Here is a 26,464-nt window from a genome sequence, read left to right on the forward strand (position 1 = left end):
TTTTACTTTTCAGGCACAATTTTGACATATATCCATAAGAATGTAAGTTAACTCATACGCCTTTAAAAAGATCTGGCGCTAAAACGCTCAGAGGGTTATACAGTTTATCCATAACAATACCCATTCTCTCGCTACTTAATCATCTGTAAGGAAAATCCTGAGGGAGTAACTTATAGGTATTTTGTGCGGTCCGTGGTAGTAACTACCCAGCTTATTTAAACTATAATGTTAAGCGTAAACAATCCGGAGGTTTTAGCGCAAAAAAAATCGGTTACTAAACTTAGTTGATTTATCACGGTCCGGTTCATTCAGGATACTGTAGTGCTTTTTACTATAAACCGCTGTTTTATTGACTTTCATCAACAAACCACAAAAACTAAAACATGATTTGTACATTTGCAAACTACAATGAGAATATTAGCCTACTTCTTAAGTTTAAGCATTCTGCTCATCTCTTGCATTACCTGCGAAGATGTACCGGAATTTACTTGCGATAATCAACTAAATATTGCCATTGTAAAGTCGACCGAACCAGCAAACAGTACCCACAAAGACGACTGTTCGCCAATGTGTACCTGCAATTGCTGCGGGCAACCAACGATAAGCAGCCTCATTTTTTCAGATTTTGTTTTCTTAGGGTATGAAGTAGCTGTAAAACAAAAAATTCATTACAGTAACCGTTTTATTTCTGCATACATCCAAAATATCTGGCAACCGCCGAAATTGAATAAAATAGTAATCGGCTAACCGATAACCCTCGATTGTAAACTTTACAATCTGTTTATTCAATAACCCATTAAAAAATACATGCAAAAAATAATAATACTGCTATGCACTATGCTGTGTATAACAAATGCCTACGCACAGGATAATTTTAAAGTAACCGTTAAAGACAAAGAAAACGCTTCGCCCCTGCAAGGCGTTACCATTCTTGTAAAAGGTAGCGGCATTATAGCCAAAACAGCCGAAAACGGAACGGCCAGCTTAAGCAACATCCCTAATGGCAAACAGATTTTAATTGTCAGAAATGTAGGTTATGAAGAACAATTGATTACCTTAAACTTCCCGCTAAAACAAACAAGCCCGCTCGAAATCTTTTTAGCAGCATCCGAAGATGAACTGGAAGAAGTAATTGTTTCTTCAACAAGAACCAGTCGCAGCATTCAAAATACCCCTACCCGGGTCGAAACCATCGAACTGGAAGAAATTGATGAGAAAAGCAATATGAGGCCTGCTAATGTTTCGATGATCTTACACGAAAGTACTGGTATTTCGGTACAGCAAACATCGGCAACGAGCGCCAATGCCAGCATCAGGATTCAGGGACTTGACGGCCGTTATACCCAGTTGCTGAAAGATGGCTATGCCAGTTTCGGCAATTTTGCCAGCGGATTAAGTATTTTGGAAATTCCACCTTTGGATTTAAGTCAAGTAGAAATTATTAAAGGCCCCTCTTCTACTCTATACGGAGCAGGTGCAATAGCGGGGGTAGTGAATTTTATTTCGAGAACCCCAAAAGAAAAGGCAGAATTTAACTTTATTGTTAACCAATCGAATGTGGGCCAAACCAATATTGGTGGTTTTGGTATGCAGCGCAATAAAAAATTCGGTTATAGCCTTTTGGCGTTGGCTAATTTTCAAAAAGCTTACGATGTAGATGATGATGATTTTACCGAACTGCCTAAAACAAAAGATTTCACCATTCACCCTAAACTGTTTTTCTACCCAAGCGAGCGTGCAACTTTGGTAATCGGCAATGCTTTTACCAAAAGCGACCGTACTGGTGGCGATATATTTGTAGTCAACAATAACGCCGATGCCAGTCACCGCTATTTTGAAACCAACAACAGTATCCGGAATACTTCCACGCTCGATTTTAGCTATAAAACAACCGAAAAGGACCTGTTAAAAATCAAAACCAGTTTCAATTACTTTAAGCGTGGTATCGCCATCCCTGATTACCGTTTCGATGGTATTAATTACAATGCTTATACCGATATCAGTTATTTGAAGAATATCAAAAACCAGAGTTTAATTTTCGGGGCCAACTTAGTATACGATGATTTTACAGAGCAGAACCAGGCTGTAAGCCTTGCCAAAAACTTCACCACAAAAACGGCAGGACTTTATGCACAGCAAACCTGGGATATTACCCAAAAATTTAAGCTTGAAAGTGGCATGCGGATCGATTTTGTAAATTACTTTAATGCGAATTACAATAAAAAAGAAGCTTTTGCTCTACCAAGAATCTCAGCATTGTATAAGTTCAATGATAAGTGGAGCTCGCGCATTGGTGGTGGACTGGGTTATAAAACCCCCACTTTGTTTACTGAACAAACCGAAACCTTCCAATATCAAAACTTGCTTCCCTTAAACCAGGTAAAGGCCGAACGGAGCTACGGTGGTACAGCCGATGTTAATTATAAAACCAATATAGGCGACGACTGGATGGTTAGCCTGAACCAGATGTTTTTTTATACCCGGATTAACAATTCGACTATTTTACTCCAGGATGTAGCTGGCAGTTTTCACTTCGAAAACACCAGTCTGCCAGTACAAAGCAAAGGTTTCGAAACCAATGCAAAAATAATTTTCAAAGAATATTTTAAGCTTTTTGCTGGTTATACTTTTACTTCTGCCAAAGCAAATTATCTCCCGGTTATACAAACCATCAGGTTATTACCTAAAAACAAATTAAACCTTGCCCTGCTTTACGAGAAGGAAAGAAACTTTAAAATGGGACTTGAAGGGTATTTTACCGATAGGCAATACCTTTACAACAACCAGCAAACCAGTGCTTTTTGGGAGTTTGGCTTTATGGCCGAAAAGGTTTTTGGCAAGATTTCGGTTTTTGTTAATGCAGAGAACTTTACCGATACCAGGCAAAGCAAATATAAAAGTGTAGTAAACGGATCGCACCTTAATCCCACTTTCGATGACATCTGGACACACACAGAGGGAAGAACTTTTAATGCCGGGATAAAGTTAAAGCTCTAAAAATGAAAGAATAAAAAATAATACTTGCAAGTGCACAAGATTATTGTACCTTTGCAGCCGCTCTGGATGCTTCCACTCCAGAGTTTAAGAAAGCCTTTCAGCAATGAGAGGCTTTTCTTATTTAAGGGTATTTTGTAGTCAATTAAATAAGTTTTGGCGCAATATAAAAACCTATATCACGCCAAAACCAGGTTTTATTATGCAGTTTTAGCGTAATATAAATTCAATTCAAAGCATAAAACTGCCTTTATTTACTTTTAAAAACAACTACTGCTAAAGGAGGCAGGTTTACATCAATAGCATATTTTTGGTTATGATAACCTTCTGTGCCAGGTATAATTGCGCCCTTATTGTTAATGCCACTACCGTAGTAAACAATATCATCGGTATTAAAAATTTCGGTCCATTTGGTTTTAAATGGTACGCCAATCCGATAGTGTTCTCTAACGACAGGAGTTAAGTTTATGGCAATTACCAGTGTATCTTTTGCTTTGGGTCCCTTGCGCATATACACAAATACCGATTCGTTTGCATTATCTGCATCGAGCCACTCAAAACCTTCGTAACTAAAATTAAAATGATATAGCGCGGGTTCTGTTCTGTACAGGAAATTTAAGGCCTTAACAGTTTCCTGCATTCCTTTGTGCGGGGCGTATTGCAGTAAATGCCAATCGAGCGACTGGGTAAAATTCCACTCATTGGTTTGACCAAACTCGTTGCCCATAAAAAGCAGTTTCGCACCCGGATGAGTAAACATATAACCATACAGCGCCCTTAAATTGGCAAATTTCTGCCAGTCATCGCCCGGCATTTTATACAACATAGGCGATTTACCGTGTACCACCTCATCGTGCGAAAAAGGCAGCATAAAATTTTCGGTAAAGGCATAAGTCATGCTAAAGCTCAACTGATTATGGTGGTGCTTTCTTCCTAACGTATCTACCTTGAAGTATTTTAACGTATCATTCATCCAGCCCATCATCCATTTCATGCCAAAGCCAAGTCCGCCGGTATGTACCGGATGGGTTACTCCAGGGTAAGTGCTGCTTTCTTCGGCAATCGTATGTACACCTTCAAAGTTACCATAAACCGCCACATTCAGATCCTGTAAAAATTGTATCGCACCTAAGTTTTCGCTTCCGCCATACTCGTTTGTAGCAGCATCGCCCTCTTCTCTCGAAAAGTTAAAATAAAGCATAGATGCCACAGCATCCACCCTTAAACCATCAGCATGATATTGATCTAACCAGAACATCGCATTGCTGATCAGGAAAGAGCGTACCTCGTTTCTATCGTAATTAAAAATATACGATTTCCAGTCAGGGTGGAAACCTTTTCGCATATCGGCATGCTCGTACAGATGCGTACCATCAAACTCATATAAACCGTGCCTGTCGCCCGGAAAATGAGAAGGTACCCAATCCAATATCACAGCAATATTCGCTTTATGCAGCTCATCAATGAGGTACATTAAATCCTGTGGCGAACCATAGCGCGAGCTTGCCCCAAAATAACCTGTAATCTGGTAACCCCAGCTTGGAAAAAATGGAAATTCCATTACCGGCATCAGCTCTACATGGGTAAAGCCCATTTCTTTAACATAAGGCACCAATCTGCCAGCTACTTCCCGGCAGGTTAAAACACGCTCTGGATTATCCGGATCTCGCTCCCAGGAGCCCAAATGTATTTCGTACACGGATATTGGCTGATCTAAAGTATTTAGTTTGGCCCTTTTATTTAACCAGGTTTTATCTTTCCACGTGTAATCGGTATCCCAAACAATGGAAGCCGTTTGCGGTGGGTGTTCCCACCTACGGGCGTAGGGATCTCCCTTTAAATGTTCGGATTCATCAAAACCCTTTACAAAATATTTGTAAACCTCGCCTTTGGCGATACCAGGGATAAAACCCTCCCAGACACCAGATTTATCCCATCGCTTGTTTAATTCATGCGAAGTATTGTTCCAGTCATTGAAATTACCTACCACAGCTACGTTAATGGCATTGGGCGCCCATACCGAAAAATAAGTTCCGGCTATGCCATCAACACTGACAAGGTGCGATCCCATTTTTTCATAAAGCCTGAAATGCTTTCCAACCAGAAAAAGATCAATGTCGTAATCGGTAAATAAACTGTGTACCCAAACCGTTTTCTTGTGGTCGGTTTTTGTTAAAGCTGCTTTTTTTGCAGTAACTTTTTTGGCTGTTGGCATAGATATTTTTTGGCTAGATAAATTAAGCCCCAAATACTAAACAGCATTTGGGGCTAAAAGATTTACAGACTTAAAATCTGAATTTCAGAGAAATTTTTATTGCATTTGAAATGCAATACATGCTTATCGTCGGTGTAAAAATCTTTCACCTCTTTATTATCGATGATGATCTTTTTCACCTGGAATTTTACGCCAATAACATTGCAAACATAAAACTCATAATTAGGTGTATACAAGCCTTCAATGCGTTGATTTACTTTAATGGTCTGGCTATCGCCCTTTACCGTAAATTTCTTCTCCAGGTAAATATCCTGTTCATATGCAAAAGTGTCGCCATGATCTTCGTACATGTACGAGTTTACTTCATAATCGCTATGGTAGATATTCAATACCACTTCGGTAATCGATTTTTCATCTACATACTGCATAACCGGATATTCAGGCAAAACAGAACCTGCACGTACAAACATCGGCATACTGTCGATCTTGGCATCCACGGTATATTCGTTACCGCCTTCTAAAATCTCGTTGGTCCAGAAATTATACCAGGTACCTTTAGGCAGATAAACTTTGCGCGAAATGGCTCCCTGCTCCAGCACCGGACAGATTAGAAGTTTATCGCCGTAGCAAAACTCATCCTGGCGGAAACTGTTACTGATATTCTCCTGTTCAAGCATTACCAATGGCCTCAAAATCGGGAAACCATAACGGTGATGTTCCCAGAAAACCGAGTACAGATAAGGCATTAAACGATACCTTAGCTCAATAAACTTGCGGTTAATATTTTCGAAAAACTCGCCAAAACTCCAGGGTTCACGCTCAGCAGTATCGCCTGCAGAGTGTGCCCTCATAAATGGTGAGAATGTACCCAGCTGAATCCAGCGGGTGAATAATTCTCCATCTGGTTCGCCGCTAAATCCGCCAATATCTGTTCCACAAAAAGGAACACCAGAAACTGATAAACGCTGGCACTGGATGTTTCCGATCTTTAAGTGCTCCCAGGTGGCAATATTATCGCCCGTCCAAACACTGGCATAGCGTTGCATACCCGAATAACCTGCCCTTGTAATGGTAAACGGACGCTTGTTGCGCATTAGTTTTTTCAGTCCTTCGTAAGTAGAACGAACCATTTGCATGCCGTAAACGTTGTGTGCTTTGCGGTGCGAACCACGGTAACCATCGTAATTGTGGCGCACATCATTCGGGAAGGTACCTGAACCAAATACTGCCGGCTCATTCATATCATTCCAGAAACCGGCCACGCCCATATCAACCAGTTCTTTGTATAAATTACCCCACCAGGTACGCACCTTTGGGTTAGTAAAATCTGGAAACTGGCAGCGGCCTGGCCAAACGTGCCCTTCCATATAATAATCGTCGCTACGGCGACAGAAAAATCTTTTCTCTTTACCTTCTTTAAACACCCAGTAGTCGTCATCAACCTTAATTCCCGGATCAATCATTACAACGGTTTTAAAACCATCATCAGAAAGTTCTTTAATCATCCGCCTGGGGTCTGGAAAGTATTTTTTGTTCCAGGTAAAGCAGCGATAACCATCCATATAATCAATATCGAGATAAATGGCATCGCAAGGAATTTTACGCTCTCTGAATTGTTTAGCTATTTCTTTAACCTTAGTTTCCGGATAATAACTCCAGCGGCATTGCTGATAGCCCAGTGTCCACTTTGGAGGCATTGGATGCGTACCGGTTAAAGTAGCATAACGTTTAACCACATCCATAATGTGTGGCCCGTGAATGTAATAATATTGCAACTCACCACCATCGGCCCAGAAACTGGTCTTATTTACATCTTCGGATCCAAAATCGAAATACGATTTAAAGGTATTATCGAAAAAAATACCGTAAGCAGCCTGGTTGTGTAAGCCAATATAAAATGGTATGGTACGGTATAGCGGGTCCTGGTTCCAGCCGAAAGAGTAGGCATCGGTATTCCAATTTTCGAAACGGCGGCCACGCAGGTTAAAATTCCCTGATTTATCGCCTAAACCGAAGAAATTCTCTTCAGGGTGGCATTTTTTGGTCGCATAAATATAGTAACCACCAAAATCTACATTTTCTTCCCAGTGCATGGAGTTGGCCTCATCAACCATCACTACATTGGTAATATTATCCGAAAAGGAGATATGAAAGTTTGCCTTATCTATTTTACAGGTTACTGCATAGGTAGAGATGGTATAATGGTCTTCGTGTTCCTGCATTTTAAAAACAGAAACCTTTTGGTCTACTTCTGGTACAGCATAAGAAAAATCATCAAGAAAAACACCATGTGGAGCCAGTCTTACCCTGATAATATCATCACTTACCACCCTCACTTCTACACGGGCATCGCCATCGGAGAAATAAAAACGATTGCCTTCTTTCTTTACTTTTTTAACCGCACCAAGGTATTGTTTTACAATTGGCTTTACCGATATATCAACTGGATTGTTAAGATGCTGTATTTCCTGCTCCTTTTCAATCAGCTCACTTATTTCATTAGGTTTGTCGTTTTGCGCTTCCATCCTTATATATCTATAATTTCAAATTAATAGCTCTTAAACCGGGACAGTGCTTAAGAAAGTACTATAATACAAATATTTTATTAAAAGGGGTACAGCTTTTTTTCAAGGCTTGTTGATTAAAGTGTATTATTTACACTAACCTTCATCGAATACGTGGTAAGAAATCTAATAATAAGCCTTAGCAGGTAAAAAAAAAGCCCACTGCGCTTTTGCGCAGAGGGCCACTCAAAACTCAATAAGATATCTATGGATTAAAGGTCAATCCTAAATAATAGATTGCTCCCGCCATTGGGTTACCGTAAGAAGTAATATAATATTTATTCAATACGTTCGAACCACCCAGTTTAACTACTGAGTTTACTGAAGGTATCCTTAAGCTAACCTGCGCATCCAAAGAACTGTATGCAGGTACCTGACCTGAGGCAAAAGATGAATTCCAGTAAAACTGGTCTTGCCAGCGGTAAGAAACATTAAAACCGAAGTTTTTAATAATCTCTTTATTACCCAAACCCAGGTTATAACGGATTTTAGGGGTATTGAAATCGTTGATGTAATTAACTGGCAAATCTCCAATCTGGTTGTAAGAAACGTTACCACTCACATTCCATTTGCCAACCAAATAATCAAGACCTAAAGCACCACCATAAGAAGTTACTTCTCCTTCGGCATTAACAGGCACACCAAATTTAACAAAGGTTCCGCCTACGTTCTGATAAACATCAACCGCAGTGATAAAATCTTTATAGATATTGTAATAACCATAAGCGTCAACCAATAAGTTTGGAAGCAATAAGCCTTTGTAACCTAGCTCATAAGATTGTACACTCTCAGGGCGAACACCTTTTGCATCGAAATTATATTGTTGCAAAAGCGCAGGGTTTGGTGTTCCTGTAGCTGCAGCAGAGGCTAAAAATGCGCGATAACTCACGTCGGTATACGGCTTGTTAGTATCTAAATGGTATTTACTGAACATAATTTCGGGTAAACCACCAATTAAACGCTGTGAACCACCACCAACTGAAAGGTCGATATACTGATTTTGTGTGGTTGGGTTGCGGTAACCAGTTTGGTAAGAAACCCTGATATTGTTGTTTTTGGCCACGGTGAATACTCCGGTAATCCTTGGTGTAAACCTGCCTTCAAAGTTCTGGCTCTTATCGTAACGGCCAGCAAAAGTAAATTTAACTTTATCGTTAAAAAACTTCTTACCGATCTGCCCAAACGCACCATATTCTTTAATATCGATAGAGTTTAATAAATCGTTAAAAATTGTTCCTGCCGAATTCAAATCATAAAGACGATAAGATGCACCTACCTGGAACTCCACCACTTTATCAAAAAGGTTGGTAAAGTTGTACATTCCTTCATAGTGATATAGGTTTGATTTATCATCGAATTTTGCACCATAAATACCTTTTGATGGGTCAGAAGCACTGATCGTGGTATTCATAATCTGATCTTTCGCCTGAATAAACTGAGCCGATCCTGGTTCAAAACGGCCCTGGTTAGCAGCAGTTCTGGCTAGTGCGTGCGCAGCAGCATCGCCCTGACCAGCAGCCCTTGCCCCTACATAATTGCCAATATATTGCGGAAACCAGGTTGTAGATGGTTTTGAAAGTTCGTTAATGTAACTACCTAAAATAGAAGAAATATAAGAATCACCAGAACGCTCCTGAGTAGTGTAAGCTTTAACGAAAAAGTCTTCGCCTTTTATTTCCAGTTTGTATTGGCCGATGTTGAAATTACGCAATGAATAGCGGTCAGATCCTGTATATACCGAAGTTCCTGTACCCCAGTTTGCCTGCGCAACAGCTTGTACGGTATTACTGATATTATAGTACAATCCGCCAGATACTTTTAACGATTTGGTATCATAATCAACCAGGTTTTCTTCATTATAACCTGTTCTCGATACATTTTGATCAGGAATTAAATTAGCCTTTAAACCTACATAGAAAGGGAAATAATTTTGTACCGCAGGACGTAATGCTGCAGGCAGGCCCGCAAGAAAACCAGCTTGTTGTATGGGGGTTGGAATAGCCGCACCGAAAGCACCGTCCATAGCTGATTTAATATTAGGGATTAAACCACCTGTATTAGTATTGATCCCTGCAATTGTCGCATTTTGTACACTCAAAGCAACATTTCGCATATTTTGGCTTACCTCATCACCATAAACATTTATACCATCATAATTGGTATCGCTATTTCGGTCGCCTGATTTAGCAGTTCTGGAAATACGGTCAAAATTTGAATAGTTATTACCGAACCAATCTTTTGCCTGTAAAAATGAGAAGGCTGCTTTTACGCCAAATTTATTGTTCCACGATTTAGCCATCCTTACATCCAGTTGATTAAACGGTTGTACACTACTATTATCGTCGTTAACATGGTTTACACCTGTTTTATATTGAAAACTTGCTCCCGGATATTTAAAAGGATCTTTCGAAGTCATTAATAAGGTACCATTAATACCACCCGCACCATAAAGTGCCGATGAAGCACCAGGTAAAAGCTCTACATTATCTACATCAAGTTCGGTTATACCTACGATATTACCAACCGAAAAATTAAGTCCCGGTGCCTGATTATCCATTCCATCAATATATTGGTTAAAACGCGTATTACCGTTCGAATTAAAACCACGTGTATTAATGGATTTAAAGGTCAAACTCTGCATACTACTCTCTACCCCTTTCATATTGTTTAGGGCATCGTAAAACGATGGAGCAGCAATTTCTTTGATCGTTGCAGCGCTCATACGTTCGATAGAAACCGGCGACTCTAAAATACGCTCAGGTGTACGCGAGGCCGAAACCACCACGTCGCCACCAAGTACAACCGCCGTTTCGAGTTCAAAATTGATACTGGTAGTGCTTCCGGTAATTTGCTGTTCTACCGTACCATAACCTACATAAGAAGCCACTAATGTGAAAGGAACTTTTGCCGTGGTAGTAAAGGTAAAGCTACCGTTGCTTGTAGAGGCCGTACCCCCCGTCTGGCCTTTGATAGTTAAACTTACGCCAGCTAATCCTTCTTTCGATTGCTTGTCTTTTACGGTTCCACTCACCGTAATGCTCTGTGCCTGTGCTGCCATATTACAGGCAAACACAAATAATAACACATAAAAGGTCTGTGTAAAAATTCTGCTCATAAACGATTGTTAATTTGGTTGTTTGTATTATTAGTTACATAAACTTAAATTCTTTTTTTGAATTAAACAAATTATGTTAGCATAATAATTTCAATTCAAAATATAATTTTGATTGATATCCAGTTTGTTGTAATTTGCATTAAACATAAACCGTCATTTTGCCCTATCTTAGTGAACTGACTTGTTAGCTAACCATTATGAATAAAATTAAAGCCCTTATCTGTGTCATAATCCCAATAGCATTAGCTTTTTTATTTAACACCAAATTAGGAAATACGCCTCCTTTACTCAAATTCCTAAATCCTTTTATGGGTTTTTGGCAAAATGCAGAGAACAATCATTTTATGTTTAACCATAAAGCAAAAATTAAAGGCGCTATAGATAAAATAGAAATCGTTTTCGATGACCGCATGATTCCGCACATTTTTGCGCAAAACGATCATGATCTTTACCTAGCCCAAGGCTATGTAACGGCCATGCACCGCCTTTGGCAGATGGATTTTCAAACCCGTTTTGCTGCCGGAAGAATCAGTGAAGTAGTAGGCGATAAAGCCATCGAAGTAGACCGTTACCAACGCCGTATGGGCATGGTTTATGGCGCGAATAACTCTTTGAAAGGCATGATGGCCGATCCAAAGGCTAAAGAAATGATTTTAGCCTACACTGAAGGCATTAATGCTTACATTAAAACCCTTTCTAAAGCCAACTATCCAATAGAATATAAAATACTCGATTTTAAACCTGAAGAATGGACCCCGGTTAAATGTGCCTTATTGTTAAAACAGATGTCGGCAGTTTTGGCAATGGGATCTGACGAGTTTTACATGACCAACATCCTTAAAAAGTTTGGTCCGGAGGTAACCAAAAATCTTTTCCCTGATTATCCTTTCCGCGAAGATCCGATTATCCCCGTAGGTACAAAGTGGGATTTCTCGCCCCTTCCTATCCCTAAAACACCCGAAAGTTTTACCCAGGCTCAAACAGGTGAGGTAAAAACAACTGAAAAAAGGGAAGGTATTGGCAGCAATAACTGGGCTTTATCTGGCTCAAAAACAGCTTCTGGCTATCCAATCCTTGCAAACGATCCACATCTCGACCTGACCCTGCCTTCTATCTGGTATCAGATTCAGTTACATGCACCAGGGGTAAATACGTATGGGGTTTCTTTACCGGGCGCGCCAGGGGTAATTATTGGCTTTAACCAGAAAATAGCCTGGGGAGTAACCAATGTCGCTGCTGATGTACTCGATTTTTATCAGATTAAATTTAAAGACAGTAGTCACAACGAATACTGGTACAACAATCAATGGAAAGCGACCACTAAACAACTTGAAGTAATAAAAATCCGTGGTGCAAAGGACGAAATAGATACCATTTTTTATACGCACCATGGTCCGGTAGTTTATTTCCAGAAACCGAAATACAGCCGGGCAAACAACGTACCTGTTGGCGATGCTTTAAGGTGGATTGCCCACGACCAATCGAACGAATTGATGACTTTTTATTACCTGAACCGGGGCAAAAACTATGCTGATTACCGTAAAGCACTAACTTTTTATACTGCACCTGCACAGAATTTTGTTTTCGCCAGTATAGATAATGATATCGCCATTACACCGAACGGAAAGTTCCCCCTAAAATGGAAAGATCAGGGCAAATTTATTTTAGATGGTACCGATCCGGCCTACGACTGGCAAGGCTGGATTCCAGCAGCACAAAACCCAACGGTAAAAAACCCACCACGTGGCTTTGTAAGTTCGGCCAACCAATCTTCTACCGATACCACCTATCCTTACTACATTAACTGGGAATTTTCTCCTTACGAACGTGGCAAAAGAATTAACGACCGTCTGGGTGCAATGAGCAAGGCAACTATGGACAGTATTCGCCTGATGCAGACTGATAATTATAGTATTTTGGCTCAGAACCTGGCACCAGCCTTACTTCCACTACTGAATAACGAGCAATTAAACGCTACGCAAAAAGAAGCATTAAGCTATGTAAGCAAATGGAACAAACGGTACGATGCCAATCAGATTGCTGCAAGTGTGTTCGAAATATGGACCAAGCGCCTAACTTTTGATATTTGGGCTGATGAATTTGAGGTAAAAGGTATTCCTATGCGCTATCCATCCAGAGATCGTACCGTGGAAATGATTTTAAAAGAACCTAATGCCCCTTGGTATGATAACATTCACACCAGCAAAAAAGAAACCCTCACTGATTTGGTAAACGAAGCGTTTAAATACAGCTGCGATAGTTTGGAAAGAAGGTTTGGGCCAATAAACAAAGACTGGAACTGGGCCAATGTAAAACAAAGCAATGTGCCTCATTTGGCTAAAATACCAGGTTTTGGTTCAAAAGTTTTACAAATAGGTGGAGGTAAAAGCACCATCAATGCTTTGTCTGAAACCAATGGTCCTTCATGGCGTATGGTAATAGAACTGGGCAAAAAACCCAAAGGGCATGGCGTTTACCCGGGCGGACAGTCAGGCAACCCTGGTAGCAAATTTTATGATAACATGATCGATACCTGGGCAAATGGCCAGCTTTATGATCTGTTTTACATGCAAAGCGCCGATGATAAATCGGGCACAGTTATCTCTCGTTTAAAAATTTCTAAATAATCGAAAATGGTTTTCATAGTCATCGTAATTATCTGTTTTTTCTTGCAAATGATCGCTCCATGGTGGGTAATTATTGTTATTTCTTTTGCCACCTGTGGCATTATCGGTAAAACGGGAAAAATAGCTTTCTGGCAATCATTTCTCGCTATTTTTCTGTTATGGATTGGCTATGCTTTATTTAAAAGTCTGCCCAACGACAATTTGCTTGCCAGCCGGGTTGCGGTAATGACCGGAATTAAAATCTGGTGGCTATTATTATTGGTTACGGGCATTTTAAGTGGCCTGGTTGCAGGAATTAGCGGTTATTGTGGATACCAGTTTCGCATGGCCATGCTAGCCAAAAAAACTGACGAGAAAATAGCATAATGCTTTGTACTTTTGCAGCGTGAATTTAACAGCTGAAGATATATTTTCCGTAAAAAACGCCGACGGGTTTAAAACGCTCGCCTTAAACATTTTCAGGTTTCAGGCCCAAAACTGTAAAGTATATGGGGAGTACATCCACCATTTACGTGTTGATGTTGAACAGGTGAAAACAATTGAGCAGGTTCCTTTTCTGCCCATCAGTTTTTTTAAAAGTCATTCTATTTTAAGTAACACCGAACCTACCGAAATTACCTTTAGCAGTTCGGGCACAACCGGCATGGTACAAAGCAGCCACCACGTTACGGATGTTAAATTATATGAGCAAAGTTACCTGCAGGCCTTTGCCCGGTTTTATGGCAATGTTTCCGAATATTGTTTCCTGGCATTGTTACCTTCCTATCAACAAAGAGCAGGTTCATCTTTAATTTACATGGTTAACGATCTGATTGAAAAAAGTGGGCATGCTCAAAGTGGTTATTTTTTATACAACCACGATGATCTGCTGCAAACCCTGCTCGATCTGAAATCGAAAAAACAGAAAACAGTTTTGATCGGTGTAACCTATGCCCTCCTCGATTTTATAGAACAGCATGATATCGATTTCCCGGAGCTGATTGTAATGGAAACTGGCGGCATGAAAGGGAAACGCAAAGAAATGGTACGCGAAGAATTACACGAGCAGTTAACCAAAGGCTTTGGCGTAAAATCGATTCACAGCGAATACGGAATGACCGAGTTGCTTTCGCAGGCCTATTCTTTAGGCGATGGGGTATTTAACTGTCCGAACTGGATGCAGGTCTTAATCCGCGATACCAATGATCCTTTAAGCTTGGTAGCTGAAGGCCGTACCGGTGGCATTAATGTAATCGATCTGGCTAATCTCAACTCCTGTTGTTTTATTGCAACGCAAGATCTGGGCAAAATAAATCCGGACCAGAGTTTTGAGGTACTGGGTAGGTTCGACCATGCCGATATCAGGGGATGTAACCTTTTGGTGCAGTAAATTAATTTACTTTATCAGAGCAGTTGGCGCAAAGTCCTGTAGCAATCAGGTTAAGATGCTCCACTTTAAATCCGGCCGGCACCTTCAATGCAGGGATTTTAACGCTATCTAAACAATAAATTTTATGGCAGTTGTCGCAGTTAAAATGTACGTGTTCATCATGGTGATCGTGCGCACTGCAACCTTCTGAACATATGGCGTAGTTAGCCGTTCCCTGCTGATCGAGCACTTTATGGATAATCCCTTTTTCTTCGAAAGCCTGCAAAACCCGGTAAAGCGTAACACGGTCCGCATCTTTGCCCATTACCTGCTCTAAGTAAGGCTGCGAAGTTGCAGAATCGCGGCTGCTCAAAATCTCGAGCACCTGCAAGCGCGGTGCAGTTCTTTTTAAACCGTTTTTAACCAAAAGTTTTTCGAAACGCTCTGTGTTGTTTTCCATAGCAGTACAAAAATAAGCAATTAATTAATGAGTTTGGCATTTTTGATGGTGATTGGTGGTGCATAGCTGGCATCTTTCTGTTCTAATTTCAAAATACCTTTTACCTTAATGGGCTTTTCATTATAAGGTATAGCCTGCTCCATTTCGATCATAATCATTACCGGAATACCATTCTGCCCGCAAAAATAACATTGGTTAATGGGTAATGTTGCCAAAAGGAACTGCTGTTGTTTTGATCCGCTTTTAATGGGAATCAAATAGCCTTTTAACTCAAATTCCCTGTTCTCAAAACGTTTTATCGATTCTGAAAATAAGGGCAACAGTTCATTCTTCTCAGTCAGTTCGAATTTAACTGAGGCAATTACATCCCAGTTCAACGACCGCAACTGATCGCCGGGTTTGTGTTGGGTCTGTGCGTTGGCTGTAAAAACAGTAAGAAACAGAAAGGTGATCGGCAATAAATTTTTCATTTTTGTACAGCTTCTAGCAGAAAAAAGGTAGACCGGCTATCGCCAGAATCGTTGATTTCGAATTTTCCTTTAATTAAAACAGGGGTATCTGTCCATTTGATGGGTTTTAACATTTTAACCTCCACCATTGATGGAATATCACCCGTACCACAATAAGGGCATGATGCAATGGGTACAACAGAGAGCATAAATTCTGTAAAGGTATTGCCCACCCTGGTTGGAATAATATAACCCGGCAACTCAATTACTTTATGGTTTATTGCTTTTAATGCTGGTGGAAAAACAGCCTGCCAAACCAAAGGTTTTACCTGCTTATCGCATTTTAAGCCAATCAGGTTCCAGTTGGCCGTACGCATATCGGTATGCACCTGAACCTGAGCGTACGAGCCAAAAGAAACTAAAAGCAAAAAAAGCCAAATACCATACTTCCTTATTTTCATATTATAACTGTTTAGCGTTTAACAGGAAAAACTCACTTCTGTCATCTCCCGAATCGTTAATCATAAATAGGCCGCGTAGCTTTACAGGTTTTTCTGTAATGGCAATAGGGCTTAACATTTTAACCTGTACCATGGATGGAATATCGCCCGAACCGCAATAAGGACAGGATGCGATGGGTACAATAGAAAACATAAATTCGCTAAACCGCTGCCCCACTTTTGTAGGAATGATATATCCGGGCAGTTCAATTACCTTATTATTTAGGCGTTTTAATGCAGGAGGAAAAACGCTGCCCCATTTTCCGAGTGCAATTTCTGCATCGTAGCGTAAACCAATCAAATTCCAGGTTGGCGTGCGCATATCGGTGTGTACCCGAACCTGCGCAGCCAAAATCTGGAAACCTAAACATAAAACAACCAAACCAATTAATCTTTTCATAACCTAATGGGCTTTGGTAAGCGTTTCAGCAATATCTACTTTGTAGATCTGCAAAGCCGGTATCACCGAAGCCAGTGCGCCGGTAAAAAAGCCCGTAACAATTAAATACATCTCCTGTGGCACGATAACCATTCCACTTAGCCTGGCTTGCGAAGATTCCTGATAGGCGCCGATCAATTCGAGCGCAGCATGACCAATTAACAGGCCAAAGCAGGTTCCAATACCCGTAACCAGCATACCATCTAGCAACACCAGCAAAAACAAGCGAAATTTGGATGCACCTAAACAGCGCATTACAGCCAAATCGTATTTGCGTTCTTTCATGGCATTATACAAACTGATAAAAATACTCAGCGCTGCGATGCCCATAATCAAAACAGCAAACCACTTTAAAGTATCTACTCCAACACCAATTAAAGAAAACAGTCTTGCACTTTCCATGGCTGGCGATGCAGCCTGCATATTGGTACTTTGGTTCACCATCCGCGGAAAAACAATAACCGACATCGGCGAACGGTATTGGATTAAAATAGCAGTAATTTGTTTATCGTTAATTTCCTTGTTCTCTCCGGCCAAATGGTGCTCATGTTTCTCCACTGGCGCTTCGTGCATTTTATAAACACTACCAATATTGGTGAGGATCAGGTTATCGGTTATATTGCCCTGCGGCTTTAAAATACCTTTTACCACATAGGCATGTTGTTTATGTATATCGCTGCTACCAGTAAGTCCGTGTGCACCGAAAAAGGTATCACCAATACGCAGTTTTGAAGCTAATGCCACCGTGCTCCCTATGGTAACCTCTAAATCTTTTTTCCAGAAACTGCCTTTTTGTACAGATAAGCCGTATAATCCATTAAAAGTGGTATCGGTACCTACAATGCGGTACCCGTTGTAATTATCCCCAAGCGCCAGCGGAACTGCTCTTTTTACCATCGGGTTTTTCATTAAGCGGTAGGCATCTGCCGCCGGAATGTTTCCTGTAGGAAAATCGATGTGATAAATGCTGCTCATAATCAATTGCAAGGGACTTCCTTTTGCCCCTACCACCAAATCAATATCTTTTGCATTTTTTTCGAGCTTATTACCAATCTGGTTGGCAGCTAAAAAAAGTATCGTTAAAATACCCACACCAAAGGCAACCAGAATAATATTTAAAAGCGTGGTTAGCTTATTTCTGTACAGATTTTGACTGCTTATTTTAAAGATATTCATTACAATAAATAGGTTTTAGTGATGTAGTTACGCACCCGCTGATCGTGTGTGGCAATAATCAGAGCAGCACCATTAGCTTTAGCCTGCATGGTAAGCATTTCAATTACCTGTGCCGCATTCCTGTCGTCGAGGCTCGAAGTAGGTTCATCGGCAATCAGCAACTCGGGTTTATTAACCAGCGCCCGTGCCACCGATACCCTTTGTAATTGGCCCTCGCTTAACTGGTCGGGATAGTTTTGCGCCTTATCTGCAATACCGAGTTCGTTTAACAGCGATAAATTATGCGCTGTATCAATTGGTACTCGTGCCATTACTGCCGCCAGTTCGAGATTATCGAGCACATTTAGTGATTGGATAAGGTGCGGCCTTTGAAAAACAATACCAATATTTTTTCCCCTGAACTGATCCATACTGCGCGCCGGTAAGGTGTACAAATTAGTACCCTGAATAGCAACCTGCCCATGACTGGGTTTGAGCAATCCGGAAATGATATTCAGCAAAGTACTTTTTCCGCTTCCTGATGCACCGAGCAAAAGCCACTGTTCCATATCGGCAATTTCCCAATCAGGAAAAACAATTCTTCGTCCCTGCTCATAAACATGGATCAGCGATTTGATGTTAATCATGGTGTACAGCTTTTTCTACGTTTTTTATCACCAGATTTTTGATGGCATAACGCCTGTACAGCGCCTGGGCATCGTTAGTACCGTGCTTACAGGATGGATTCAACACTGAAATAAATAACAGTGCGGGAATGAAGAGGATTTTAGGGTGCTTAAACATATGATAATAAGGAAAAGAATTAATGGTTATGATTTATGGGACAGGTTTTGAGTAACCGAAGGTTAAAGTAATGTGCTGCTGCAATAGTAAAGCCACCCAATGGGATCAACACAGGTTCCAGTGCTTCCACTCCCGAAAAATGTCCAATAGCAATACAGATAAAACCCAGAATAAGTACCAATATGGGCGCAATACGCTGGTGTTGCCTGCGGTAGCCCGAGCTCAAACTCCACACGCCCAATATTAACGAAACGGCAATCATGGTAATTTCAACTGCTTTATTGGCCAAAAAGCCCATCCCCCACATGGGTAAAACAGTAATTACAAAGGGCAGTGCTGCGCAATGTATGGCACAAAGTGTAGAGGCGGTTATGCCCAATCTGTCGAGGTTAATTTTATAGCTCCGCTGTTTCATTCATTTTAAATTTACCCGACAAATATAAAAGCAATAAAGTTGCATTTGAAATATTCAACACTATATTTGCAACATAATTGCATTAACATGATAAAGAAATTACCAGTAACCGTACTAAGCGGTTTTTTAGGCAGCGGAAAAACCACCTTGCTCAATGCCATACTTCAAAACAAGCAGGATTTAAAGGTGGCCGTAATTGTAAATGATATGAGCGAAGTGAACATTGATGCTGCCTTGGTTAAAAACCAGCATACCTTATCTAAAACTGAAGAGAGACTGGTAGAAATGAGCAATGGCTGTATTTGCTGCACCCTGCGCGAAGACCTGATGGTAGAGGTAGAAAAACTGGCTAAAGAAAACCGCTTCGATTACCTATTGATCGAAAGCACGGGGATTTCAGAACCCATTCCCGTTGCGCAGACTTTTTCTTTTATAGATCAAGCTTCGGGTATTGATTTAAGCCGGTTTAGCCGCTTAGATACCATGGTTACTGTTGTAGACGCGTACAACTTCTACAAAGATTTCGGTTCTGCCGAGAAACTCGCCGACCGTAACATGACTGATGATGCAGATAAACGTACCATAGTAAATTTGCTTACCGATCAGATTGAATTCGCCAATGTAATTTTACTGAACAAAGTAGATTTGGTTAGTGAAATTGATATAAAGGTTTTAAAAGCTTTAATTGCCAAATTAAACCCTGGTGCTAAAATTTACGAAACTCTTTTTGGCAGTCTTGATCCGGCTTTAATTTTAAATACCGGTTTATTCGACTTTGAATTGGCTGCTGAGGGTGCAGGCTGGAAAAAAGAACTTGAAGAAATTCATCAGCCAGAAACCGAGCAATATGGGATCAGTTCAACAGTTTTCCGCTCAAAAAAACCTTTTCACCCGCAAAGGTTGTGGGATTATATAAACCACGAATTTCCACAACATATTATCAGATCAAAAGGTATATTTTACCTTGCCGCAATGCCAGAGCAGGCCATTAATTTTTCGCAGGCTGGCGGCTCTTTACGCATTGATTTAGCTGGGGTTTGGTGGGCCAGCATGAGCAAAAATGAGAGGACGCAATATCCTGATTACATGGAGAACCAAGCAGAATTACATGCAGAATGGGACAGCGACTTTGGCGATCGCAAAAATGAGTTGGTTTTTATTGGTCAGGAAATGGATAGTAATGCGTTGAAAGAATCGCTTGCTACCTGCTTGCTTACACCTGCAGAGATCGCAGATTATAAAATGGGAGCCTTGTTCGAAAATCCATTTGAACGGGTAATTCCAAATTAGTAAATGGCGAGTTAAAACATTTTTTCAATTAAAAATCCAGCCTATTTATAACCAGAAGACCTAAAAGAATAGAAATTAGCAAATAATTAGTCGATTAAATGAACAAAATGGTCGTTCATTGATACCATTCTCATCAAGATATTGCGTAAGTTTGATTATCCCAAACAAACTATACTTATCATGACATCACCCAAGGACCTAACTGTTGTTACAGGCTGTCCGCCATGTCCGAAATGCAAAAATTTCGAGACTTACAGAGTGCCGCGAGGTTTTCTCTTTAAAACATTAATGCCTTGGGTATCCATTAAACGATACAAATGTTATAAATGCTTTAATAAGTTTTATGTAACCAGATAAGGCCATAAAAAAGAAAGCCGCTTTTGTAAAGCGGCTTTCTTTTTAGAATGCTTGAAAAATATCTTGAGCGATAAATCGCTCTTCTCTCCCATCCCCGTTACAAACGACAACGATGAAGCAGTAGTTTTCCTTTAGTCTTATTGTGCAATCAAAAGGAAATAGTTTCTTCTTCCTTTCTGAACTACAATAAATTTATCGTTAATCAGGTGTTCTGCATTGAAAACCTGCATCACGTCCGCTACTTTTTCTTTGTTAACAGAAACACCACCACCCTGAATCAGCTTTTTGGTTTCACCTTTAGATGGGAAAACTGCAGCCTTTTCTGCAAGCAAAGTAGCGGCATCAATACCAACACTTAACTCTGATTTCGAAATGTTAAACTGCGGTATTCCCTCAAACATTTCTAAAACCTGTTTTTCTGAAAGGCTTTTTAGAAATTCTAAAGATCCATTACCAAATAAAAACTCAGATGTTTTAATGGCCGCGTCCAAAGCCTCAACCGAGTGGGTTTTAACTGTAATATCTTCTGCCAAAGCTTTTTGAAGAATACGCAAATGCGGAGCTGCATCGTGTTCTTTTTCCAAAGCTTCAATTTCAGTCTGGTTTTTAAGCGTAAAAATGCGGATCCATTTTTTCACATCATCATCTGATGCGTTTAACCAAAACTGGTAAAATTTATACGGAGAAGTTTTCTCTGGGTCTAGCCAAACTGCACCACTCTCGGTTTTACCGAATTTCGTACCATCAGCTTTTTTAATCAACTGTGTGGTAATGGCATAAGCAGTTCCGGCATCTTTTCTTCTGATTAATTCTGTACCGGTAACAATATTTCCCCACTGATCGGATCCCCCCATTTGTACCAGACAGTTTTCGTTTTTCCATAAATGGTAAAAATCATAACCTTGAATTAACTGGTAGCAGAATTCGGTAAAAGATAAACCAGAATCGCCTTCCAAACGGCGTTTAACGCTATCTTTGGCCATCATGTAGTTTACAGTAATGTGTTTACCAACGTCCCTGATAAAGGTAAAAAGGTTCATGTCCTTAAACCAATCGGCATTGTTAACCATTACAGCGCCATTTCCACCTTCTTCAAATTTCAGGAATTTAGCCAGCTGCTTTTTCATTCCTTTTAGGTTATGCTCAATCATTTCAGGCGTTTGAAGATTACGCTCGTCAGATTTTCCAGATGGATCGCCCACCATACCCGTAGCACCACCAACCAAAGCAAATGGCTTATGGCCAGCGTTTTGAAAATGAATAAGGGTCATGATTTGCGTTAAGTGACCAACATGCAATGAATCTGCAGTAGGGTCAAAACCAATATAACCAGAAGTCATACCTTCGTTTAACTTTTCTTCAGTATTCGGCATAATATCATGTAGCATGCCACGCCACCTTAACTCTTCAACAAAATTCGTCATTGTACAAACACTTTAATAATTGTGCGTGCAAAGATAAAATTTTAGCTTAGTTTAAAGCAAATTAGTTGGTTTTGTAAACCAGTTCTTAAAATCGGTCTTTGCTGCTTCAAAATCCGGATGACCAATGAGACAATTGAGACTGGAATTACTGCGAATAGATTGGTTCGGAACACCTTCACCATTCAACCAGTTGTTGCATAGCTTTTTAATCAGAGCAACTTCATCATCTGCAACCGCATCCATATCCATCGCATTCAGCTTTGCGTACTCATCTTTATCAATTCCTGCCGGTAAATCCCAATGTTTACCCGCCGAATCATCAATCAGTACTGGCCTTAAAGCAGGATTCATGCGGATAAAATCGACCGGTTGCGCTGGCATTGATGGGTTCAGGATCATGTAAGCGACAAAAGCAGCCGTATCGGGCGGATCGTTTAAAATACTTGTGCCCATTTTCTGAACATCTTTAATCAGACCCGGCGATTCATGTTTGGCTTTAAGCTCGTCATACTTTACAGGGATCTCTTCATCATATTGCAGTTGTGATACTGTTCCGGTACCGATAGAAAGCACCTGAACGTTCTCAATCTGATATTGCGTCTTGTTACAAATCGCTTCAGTAACCGCCACTAAAACCGGATTATTATTGCCCGTAACACCGCCATCCCAGTAATACTTAGGTTTATTATTAACCAGAAATGTAGCTGGTTCGTTAAAATAGTTAACGGGTGCAGTACTCGAAGCGTGTATGGCATCAACTAAACTGACAATGCAGTCTGCAGGGCTTTCTGCCTGCTGAGGCATATTTTTAAGCCTTCGTTCAATAACAGCTGTAGAGGCCATACTATCGCAATCGGATCTAAAGAGCTCAGCCCTGTTGCGGTAATAATCGTAACCAATAATCAAAAACTGGGTTTTAATTGCTCCATTTACTGCAATATGCGCCGGAATATCCATCATGTCGATTTGCGCAATGCCGGGTAAAATCTCTTTTAAAGCAATGTGTTTTCGTTTAGTAGCGTATTTAGCACCAATCTTAAATATTCTTGCTACACTGGTTAATAAACTCCTCTCAAAAAAGCTAAGTTTCGAAAACACCCTGTTTCTCAGCTTTGCATCATCAAATATTTTTTCTATTTCTGAAAGCCGAAGGTTCTCTGCCATTGCTGCCGCTACCAAACTGCCTCCGCTATTGGCCGATACCAGATCGAATTCTGCCAATACTTCATGTCCTGTTGGGTCGGGATTGTTAAAAGTTTCGGCGAACAGCTTACGCAAACATTTCACCTGGATAAGTGCCCAGGAACCACCGCCATCGAGCGATAAGATCCTGTAAGTTTTAGCATTAGGCATGATGCATCAGTTTAAGAACACTTAAAGCTATGCATAATTAGACTCCAAAACAATATAGATTTAGGGTCAATATTTCTAATTCGGGTTTTACAACAAGTTAGAAAATATTACCTTGCAATATGAACTTTTTATCCCATTACTATTTCGACAGGTCAAATCAGGATGCCAATGTGGTAATGGGAACTGTTTTACCCGATTTAATTAAAAATGCATTGAAGGATGCCAATCTGTATCCTCAGAAAAATGAATTTCTATTTAAGGGCAACCCTGACGAAGAAAACCTCTTAACCGGCTGGAAAAGACATTTAGCTGTCGATTTGCATTTCCACTCTTCTGCTTTCTTCTTTGAAAAAACAGCTATACTGAAGCAGCTGATTAAACCCATTGTTGAAAACACCCCGATACGCCCCTCCTTTTTGGCACATATTGGACTTGAATTGCTACTGGATCATTTATTGATTGAATGTAACCTGATCCAGGTGAACCAATTTTACGACCACCTGATTGCCATTAAAAAAGAATCACTGACTGATTTTCTGGAACATTGTGGTTTAAAGGATCAAAGCGTATTTTTCAAATTTCTCGACAGCTTTATCAGTAGCAAATACTTGCTTAGCTACCAAAAAATAGATAACATCAGTTATGCCTTAAACCGGATCTGCATGCGCCTTTGGCCCGAAACCCTGAGTGAAAAGCAGTTGCAGCAGCTTACTTTTGAACTGGTGGTTTTTAAAGAAGTATTACAAAAGGATTTTATGGTAATTTTTGAGGAGATTGAGGAGAAGCTCAAAGGCTAAAATAATACTCCTCCCCTCTCGCATCTAAATTGGATCTAGAATCAGCAATATTCTCTTTGTACACCAAAGCTTTTTGTTTGCAAATTACAAAACCCTTTCATCCTTTTTTTATATTTGTAAATGCCCTTAACAGCGATACAAGAAGAAATGGATGCCCTGGTTGCCGAGCTCAACCAGCACAATTATAATTACTACGTACTGGCCATGCCTACCATTGGCGATTACGAGTTCGATAAAAAACTAAAACATCTTCAGGATCTGGAACATGCAAACCCCGGGTTTGCTGACCCCAACTCTCCTACACAGCGTGTTGGCGGCGATGTGACCAAAAATTTCATTACCGTTAACCATAAATACCCCATGCTCTCGCTGGGAAATACCTATAACGAGCAGGACCTACGCGACTTTGACGAACGCATCCGTAAAGCCATTGGCGATAATTTCGAGTATGTTTGCGAACTAAAATTTGATGGCTTATCCATCAGCCTGACTTACGAAAATGGTAAACTGGTTAGAGCGGTAACCCGTGGTGATGGTACCAAAGGAGATGAGGTAACGGCTAACGTTAAAACCATCCACACCATTCCACATCAGCTTAAACAGGCTGTAGCACCCGAGCATTTCGAAATTCGTGGTGAAATTTTTATGCACAAAGCAGCTTTTTTACGCTTAAACGCTACCCGCGAAGAATTGGGAGAAATCCCTTATGCTAACCCTCGAAATTTTGCATCAGGTACAATCAAAATGCAGGACAGTAAAGAAGTAGCCAAACGCCCTCTGGATGGTTTTATTTACTTCTTATATACCGATAAAAATGAATTCAAAAACCATTGGGATAGCCTGAATGCAGTAAAAGAATGGGGTTTCCATGTTTGCGAGCACAACAGATTGGTTGCTAACATCGATGCAGTGCTTGATTTTATTCACCATTGGGAAGAAGAACGTTTTAAACTCAGCTACGACATTGATGGGATTGTAATTAAGGTGAACAGTTTTGCCCAGCAACAGGAACTTGGCTTTACCGCCAAATCACCGCGCTGGGCCATTTCGTACAAATACAAAGCAGCCGAGGTTGAAACCATTTTAGAAAAAGTAACCTACCAGGTGGGGAGAACGGGTGCAGTAACTCCGGTAGCGAATTTAAAACCTGTTTTACTGGCCGGAACAACCGTTAAACGCGCCACCCTGCACAATGCCAACGAGATTGAACGTTTAGACCTACATCTTGGTGATACTGTATTTGTAGAAAAAGGCGGTGAGATTATTCCTAAAATTATTAAGGTTAATCTGGATAAACGCTTAGCGGATTCTACTAAAGTTAATTATTTACACAATTGCCCTGAGTGTGGTACCGAACTGATCAGAAAAGAAGGTGAAGCGGTTCATTATTGCCCTAACGATGAAGGTTGTCCGCCACAAATTGTAGGAAAAATACAACATTTCATCTCGCGCAAAGCGATGAACATAGATGGCCTTGGTGATGAAACGATTGAAACCTTTTACAAAAATGGCCTGATAAACCACATTAGTGATTTATATACGCTTCACCAAAAATCAGAACAGTTAAAAACCCTTGATCGTTTTGGCGAACGCTCTATTGACAACATGATTGCCGGTATCGAAAAATCGAAAGAAATGCCTTTCGAGAAAGTCCTGTTTGGTCTAGGGATCCGGTATGTGGGCGAAACGGTAGCGAAAAAATTAGCCGCCGGCGTTAAAAATATCGATAACCTATCGAAGGCTACTGTAGAAGAATTAATCGCCATTGACGAAATCGGGCAGCGCATTGCAGAGAGCATTGTTGAGTATTTTGGAAAATCGGAGCATTTACAGCAGGTAGAATTATTAAAATTAGCCGGATTGCAGTTTGAAATTGAAGAAAAAGTAATTACACTTGATAGTGACCGACTTATTGGAAAAACATTCGTAATTTCGGGCGTTTTTGAAAACTATAGCCGCGATGAGCTAAAAGATATGATTGAAGCCAATGGAGGCAAGATTTTAAGCGGTATTTCGGGCAAATTAAATTATCTGGTAGCTGGCGACAACATGGGGCCTTCAAAGCTGGAAAAGGCAAATAAGCTCAATGTACCTATCATCAGCGATGCAGAACTATTAGAAATGATAAAATAAATGAGGGAGTGATTGAAATTATGAA

20 protein-coding genes are annotated in these 26,464 nt (G+C 40.4%); 8 read left to right on the forward strand and 12 right to left on the reverse strand.

The window, feature by feature from the left end; all coding sequences use genetic code 11:
- Nucleotides 1-408 precede the first annotated feature (408 nt).
- Both DBR40_RS27015 and DBR40_RS16455 read left to right on the forward strand, forming a co-directional pair.
- Nucleotides 409-747 (forward strand): hypothetical protein, encoded by a 339-nt coding sequence (locus DBR40_RS27015; RefSeq protein WP_124560829.1) that lies wholly within the window; start codon nucleotides 409-411, stop codon nucleotides 745-747.
- A 90-nt stretch (nucleotides 748-837) separates the two neighbouring features.
- Nucleotides 838-2,997, forward strand: coding sequence for a TonB-dependent receptor (locus DBR40_RS16455; protein ID WP_233603913.1), 2,160 nt, complete (start codon nucleotides 838-840; stop codon nucleotides 2,995-2,997).
- Nucleotides 2,998-3,244: 247 nt separating this feature from the next.
- On the opposite strand, the gene glgB is transcribed toward DBR40_RS16455, so the two are convergent.
- From glgB to DBR40_RS16470, 3 genes are all read right to left on the reverse strand, one after another.
- Nucleotides 3,245-5,209 carry a 1,4-alpha-glucan branching protein GlgB gene (gene glgB, locus DBR40_RS16460; protein WP_124560831.1) on the reverse strand — a complete coding sequence of 655 codons (1,965 nt, stop codon included), beginning with the start codon at nucleotides 5,207-5,209 and terminating at the stop codon, nucleotides 3,245-3,247.
- Nucleotides 5,210-5,271: 62 nt separating this feature from the next.
- Nucleotides 5,272-7,734 carry a glycoside hydrolase family 31 protein gene (locus tag DBR40_RS16465; protein WP_124560832.1) on the reverse strand — a complete coding sequence of 821 codons (2,463 nt, stop codon included), beginning with the start codon at nucleotides 7,732-7,734 and terminating at the stop codon, nucleotides 5,272-5,274.
- A 244-nt stretch (nucleotides 7,735-7,978) separates the two neighbouring features.
- Nucleotides 7,979-10,888: a TonB-dependent receptor gene (locus DBR40_RS16470; protein ID WP_124560833.1), complete on the reverse strand. Its 2,910-nt coding sequence runs from the start codon at nucleotides 10,886-10,888 to the stop codon at nucleotides 7,979-7,981.
- A gap of 197 nt (nucleotides 10,889-11,085) precedes the next feature.
- On the opposite strand from DBR40_RS16470, the gene DBR40_RS16475 reads away from it, so the two are divergent.
- Genes DBR40_RS16475 through DBR40_RS16485 form a run of 3 tightly spaced genes read left to right on the forward strand, consistent with a single transcriptional unit; the run spans nucleotide 11,086 to nucleotide 14,884 of the window.
- Nucleotides 11,086-13,515 (forward strand): penicillin acylase family protein, encoded by a 2,430-nt coding sequence (locus DBR40_RS16475; protein ID WP_124560834.1) that lies wholly within the window; start codon nucleotides 11,086-11,088, stop codon nucleotides 13,513-13,515.
- Between the two features lie 6 nt (nucleotides 13,516-13,521).
- A complete protein-coding gene (locus tag DBR40_RS16480; protein ID WP_124560835.1) occupies nucleotides 13,522-13,881 on the forward strand; it encodes a hypothetical protein in 360 nt (119 codons plus the stop codon).
- A gap of 19 nt (nucleotides 13,882-13,900) precedes the next feature.
- Nucleotides 13,901-14,884 (forward strand): acyl transferase, encoded by a 984-nt coding sequence (locus tag DBR40_RS16485; RefSeq protein ID WP_199748362.1) that lies wholly within the window; start codon nucleotides 13,901-13,903, stop codon nucleotides 14,882-14,884.
- A gap of 1 nt (nucleotide 14,885) precedes the next feature.
- Here DBR40_RS16485 and DBR40_RS16490 read toward each other — a convergent pair whose 3' ends face one another.
- The 7 genes from DBR40_RS16490 to DBR40_RS16520 form a co-directional block, all read right to left on the reverse strand.
- On the reverse strand, nucleotides 14,886-15,323 hold the full coding sequence (locus tag DBR40_RS16490) for a Fur family transcriptional regulator (protein WP_124560837.1): 438 nt from the start codon (nucleotides 15,321-15,323) through the stop codon (nucleotides 14,886-14,888).
- A gap of 20 nt (nucleotides 15,324-15,343) precedes the next feature.
- Complete coding sequence (locus DBR40_RS16495) at nucleotides 15,344-15,793, reverse strand: hypothetical protein (protein WP_233603914.1); 450 nt, start codon at nucleotides 15,791-15,793, stop codon at nucleotides 15,344-15,346.
- Complete coding sequence (locus DBR40_RS16500; RefSeq protein ID WP_124560838.1) at nucleotides 15,790-16,233, reverse strand: hypothetical protein; 444 nt, start codon at nucleotides 16,231-16,233, stop codon at nucleotides 15,790-15,792. Before DBR40_RS16500 ends, DBR40_RS16495 begins: the two co-directional genes overlap by 4 nt.
- Nucleotide 16,234: 1 nt before the next feature.
- The gene (locus tag DBR40_RS16505; RefSeq protein ID WP_124560839.1) at nucleotides 16,235-16,672 is read right to left on the reverse strand and encodes a hypothetical protein; all 438 of its coding nucleotides are present in this window, start codon (nucleotides 16,670-16,672) and stop codon (nucleotides 16,235-16,237) included.
- A 3-nt stretch (nucleotides 16,673-16,675) separates the two neighbouring features.
- A complete protein-coding gene (locus DBR40_RS16510) occupies nucleotides 16,676-17,887 on the reverse strand; it encodes an ABC transporter permease (RefSeq protein ID WP_124560840.1) in 1,212 nt (403 codons plus the stop codon).
- Nucleotides 17,887-18,513 carry an ABC transporter ATP-binding protein gene (locus tag DBR40_RS16515; protein WP_124560841.1) on the reverse strand — a complete coding sequence of 209 codons (627 nt, stop codon included), beginning with the start codon at nucleotides 18,511-18,513 and terminating at the stop codon, nucleotides 17,887-17,889. The genes DBR40_RS16510 and DBR40_RS16515 overlap by 1 nt, the downstream gene beginning before the upstream one ends.
- 176 nt (nucleotides 18,514-18,689) lie before the next feature.
- Nucleotides 18,690-19,085: a MerC domain-containing protein gene (locus DBR40_RS16520; RefSeq protein ID WP_124560842.1), complete on the reverse strand. Its 396-nt coding sequence runs from the start codon at nucleotides 19,083-19,085 to the stop codon at nucleotides 18,690-18,692.
- Nucleotides 19,086-19,172: 87 nt separating this feature from the next.
- On the opposite strand from DBR40_RS16520, the gene DBR40_RS16525 reads away from it, so the two are divergent.
- A complete protein-coding gene (locus tag DBR40_RS16525) occupies nucleotides 19,173-20,375 on the forward strand; it encodes a GTP-binding protein (protein ID WP_124560843.1) in 1,203 nt (400 codons plus the stop codon).
- Nucleotides 20,376-20,869: 494 nt separating this feature from the next.
- Here DBR40_RS16525 and tyrS read toward each other — a convergent pair whose 3' ends face one another.
- Both tyrS and DBR40_RS16535 read right to left on the reverse strand, forming a co-directional pair.
- Complete coding sequence (gene tyrS / locus DBR40_RS16530; protein ID WP_124560844.1) at nucleotides 20,870-22,156, reverse strand: tyrosine--tRNA ligase; 1,287 nt, start codon at nucleotides 22,154-22,156, stop codon at nucleotides 20,870-20,872.
- A 51-nt stretch (nucleotides 22,157-22,207) separates the two neighbouring features.
- On the reverse strand, nucleotides 22,208-23,509 hold the full coding sequence (locus tag DBR40_RS16535) for a patatin-like phospholipase family protein (RefSeq protein WP_124560845.1): 1,302 nt from the start codon (nucleotides 23,507-23,509) through the stop codon (nucleotides 22,208-22,210).
- Between the two features lie 119 nt (nucleotides 23,510-23,628).
- On the opposite strand from DBR40_RS16535, the gene DBR40_RS16540 reads away from it, so the two are divergent.
- Both DBR40_RS16540 and ligA read left to right on the forward strand, forming a co-directional pair.
- Nucleotides 23,629-24,306: a hypothetical protein gene (locus tag DBR40_RS16540; protein WP_124560846.1), complete on the forward strand. Its 678-nt coding sequence runs from the start codon at nucleotides 23,629-23,631 to the stop codon at nucleotides 24,304-24,306.
- A 120-nt stretch (nucleotides 24,307-24,426) separates the two neighbouring features.
- A complete protein-coding gene (gene ligA / locus DBR40_RS16545; protein ID WP_124560847.1) occupies nucleotides 24,427-26,439 on the forward strand; it encodes an NAD-dependent DNA ligase LigA in 2,013 nt (670 codons plus the stop codon).
- The last annotated feature ends 25 nt before the right edge of the window (nucleotides 26,440-26,464 follow it).

Origin of the sequence: Pedobacter sp. KBW01 (assembly GCF_003852395.1) — a bacterium.
Lineage (GTDB): Bacteria > Bacteroidota > Bacteroidia > Sphingobacteriales > Sphingobacteriaceae > Pedobacter.

Coding starts and splice junctions, on each gene's coding strand:
- DBR40_RS27015 (WP_124560829.1), top strand. CDS start 409: ATGAGAATATTAGCCTACTTCTTAAGTTTAAGCATTCTGCTCATCTCT.
- DBR40_RS16455 (WP_233603913.1), top strand. CDS start 838: ATGCTGTGTATAACAAATGCCTACGCACAGGATAATTTTAAAGTAACC.
- glgB (WP_124560831.1), bottom strand. CDS start 5,209: ATGCCAACAGCCAAAAAAGTTACTGCAAAAAAAGCAGCTTTAACAAAA.
- DBR40_RS16465 (WP_124560832.1), bottom strand. CDS start 7,734: ATGGAAGCGCAAAACGACAAACCTAATGAAATAAGTGAGCTGATTGAA.
- DBR40_RS16470 (WP_124560833.1), bottom strand. CDS start 10,888: ATGAGCAGAATTTTTACACAGACCTTTTATGTGTTATTATTTGTGTTT.
- DBR40_RS16475 (WP_124560834.1), top strand. CDS start 11,086: ATGAATAAAATTAAAGCCCTTATCTGTGTCATAATCCCAATAGCATTA.
- DBR40_RS16480 (WP_124560835.1), top strand. CDS start 13,522: ATGGTTTTCATAGTCATCGTAATTATCTGTTTTTTCTTGCAAATGATC.
- DBR40_RS16490 (WP_124560837.1), bottom strand. CDS start 15,323: ATGGAAAACAACACAGAGCGTTTCGAAAAACTTTTGGTTAAAAACGGT.
- DBR40_RS16495 (WP_233603914.1), bottom strand. CDS start 15,793: ATGAAAAATTTATTGCCGATCACCTTTCTGTTTCTTACTGTTTTTACA.
- DBR40_RS16500 (WP_124560838.1), bottom strand. CDS start 16,233: ATGAAAATAAGGAAGTATGGTATTTGGCTTTTTTTGCTTTTAGTTTCT.
- DBR40_RS16505 (WP_124560839.1), bottom strand. CDS start 16,672: ATGAAAAGATTAATTGGTTTGGTTGTTTTATGTTTAGGTTTCCAGATT.
- DBR40_RS16510 (WP_124560840.1), bottom strand. CDS start 17,887: ATGAATATCTTTAAAATAAGCAGTCAAAATCTGTACAGAAATAAGCTA.
- DBR40_RS16515 (WP_124560841.1), bottom strand. CDS start 18,513: ATGATTAACATCAAATCGCTGATCCATGTTTATGAGCAGGGACGAAGA.
- DBR40_RS16520 (WP_124560842.1), bottom strand. CDS start 19,085: ATGAAACAGCGGAGCTATAAAATTAACCTCGACAGATTGGGCATAACC.
- DBR40_RS16525 (WP_124560843.1), top strand. CDS start 19,173: ATGATAAAGAAATTACCAGTAACCGTACTAAGCGGTTTTTTAGGCAGC.
- tyrS (WP_124560844.1), bottom strand. CDS start 22,156: ATGACGAATTTTGTTGAAGAGTTAAGGTGGCGTGGCATGCTACATGAT.
- DBR40_RS16535 (WP_124560845.1), bottom strand. CDS start 23,509: ATGCCTAATGCTAAAACTTACAGGATCTTATCGCTCGATGGCGGTGGT.
- DBR40_RS16540 (WP_124560846.1), top strand. CDS start 23,629: ATGAACTTTTTATCCCATTACTATTTCGACAGGTCAAATCAGGATGCC.
- ligA (WP_124560847.1), top strand. CDS start 24,427: ATGCCCTTAACAGCGATACAAGAAGAAATGGATGCCCTGGTTGCCGAG.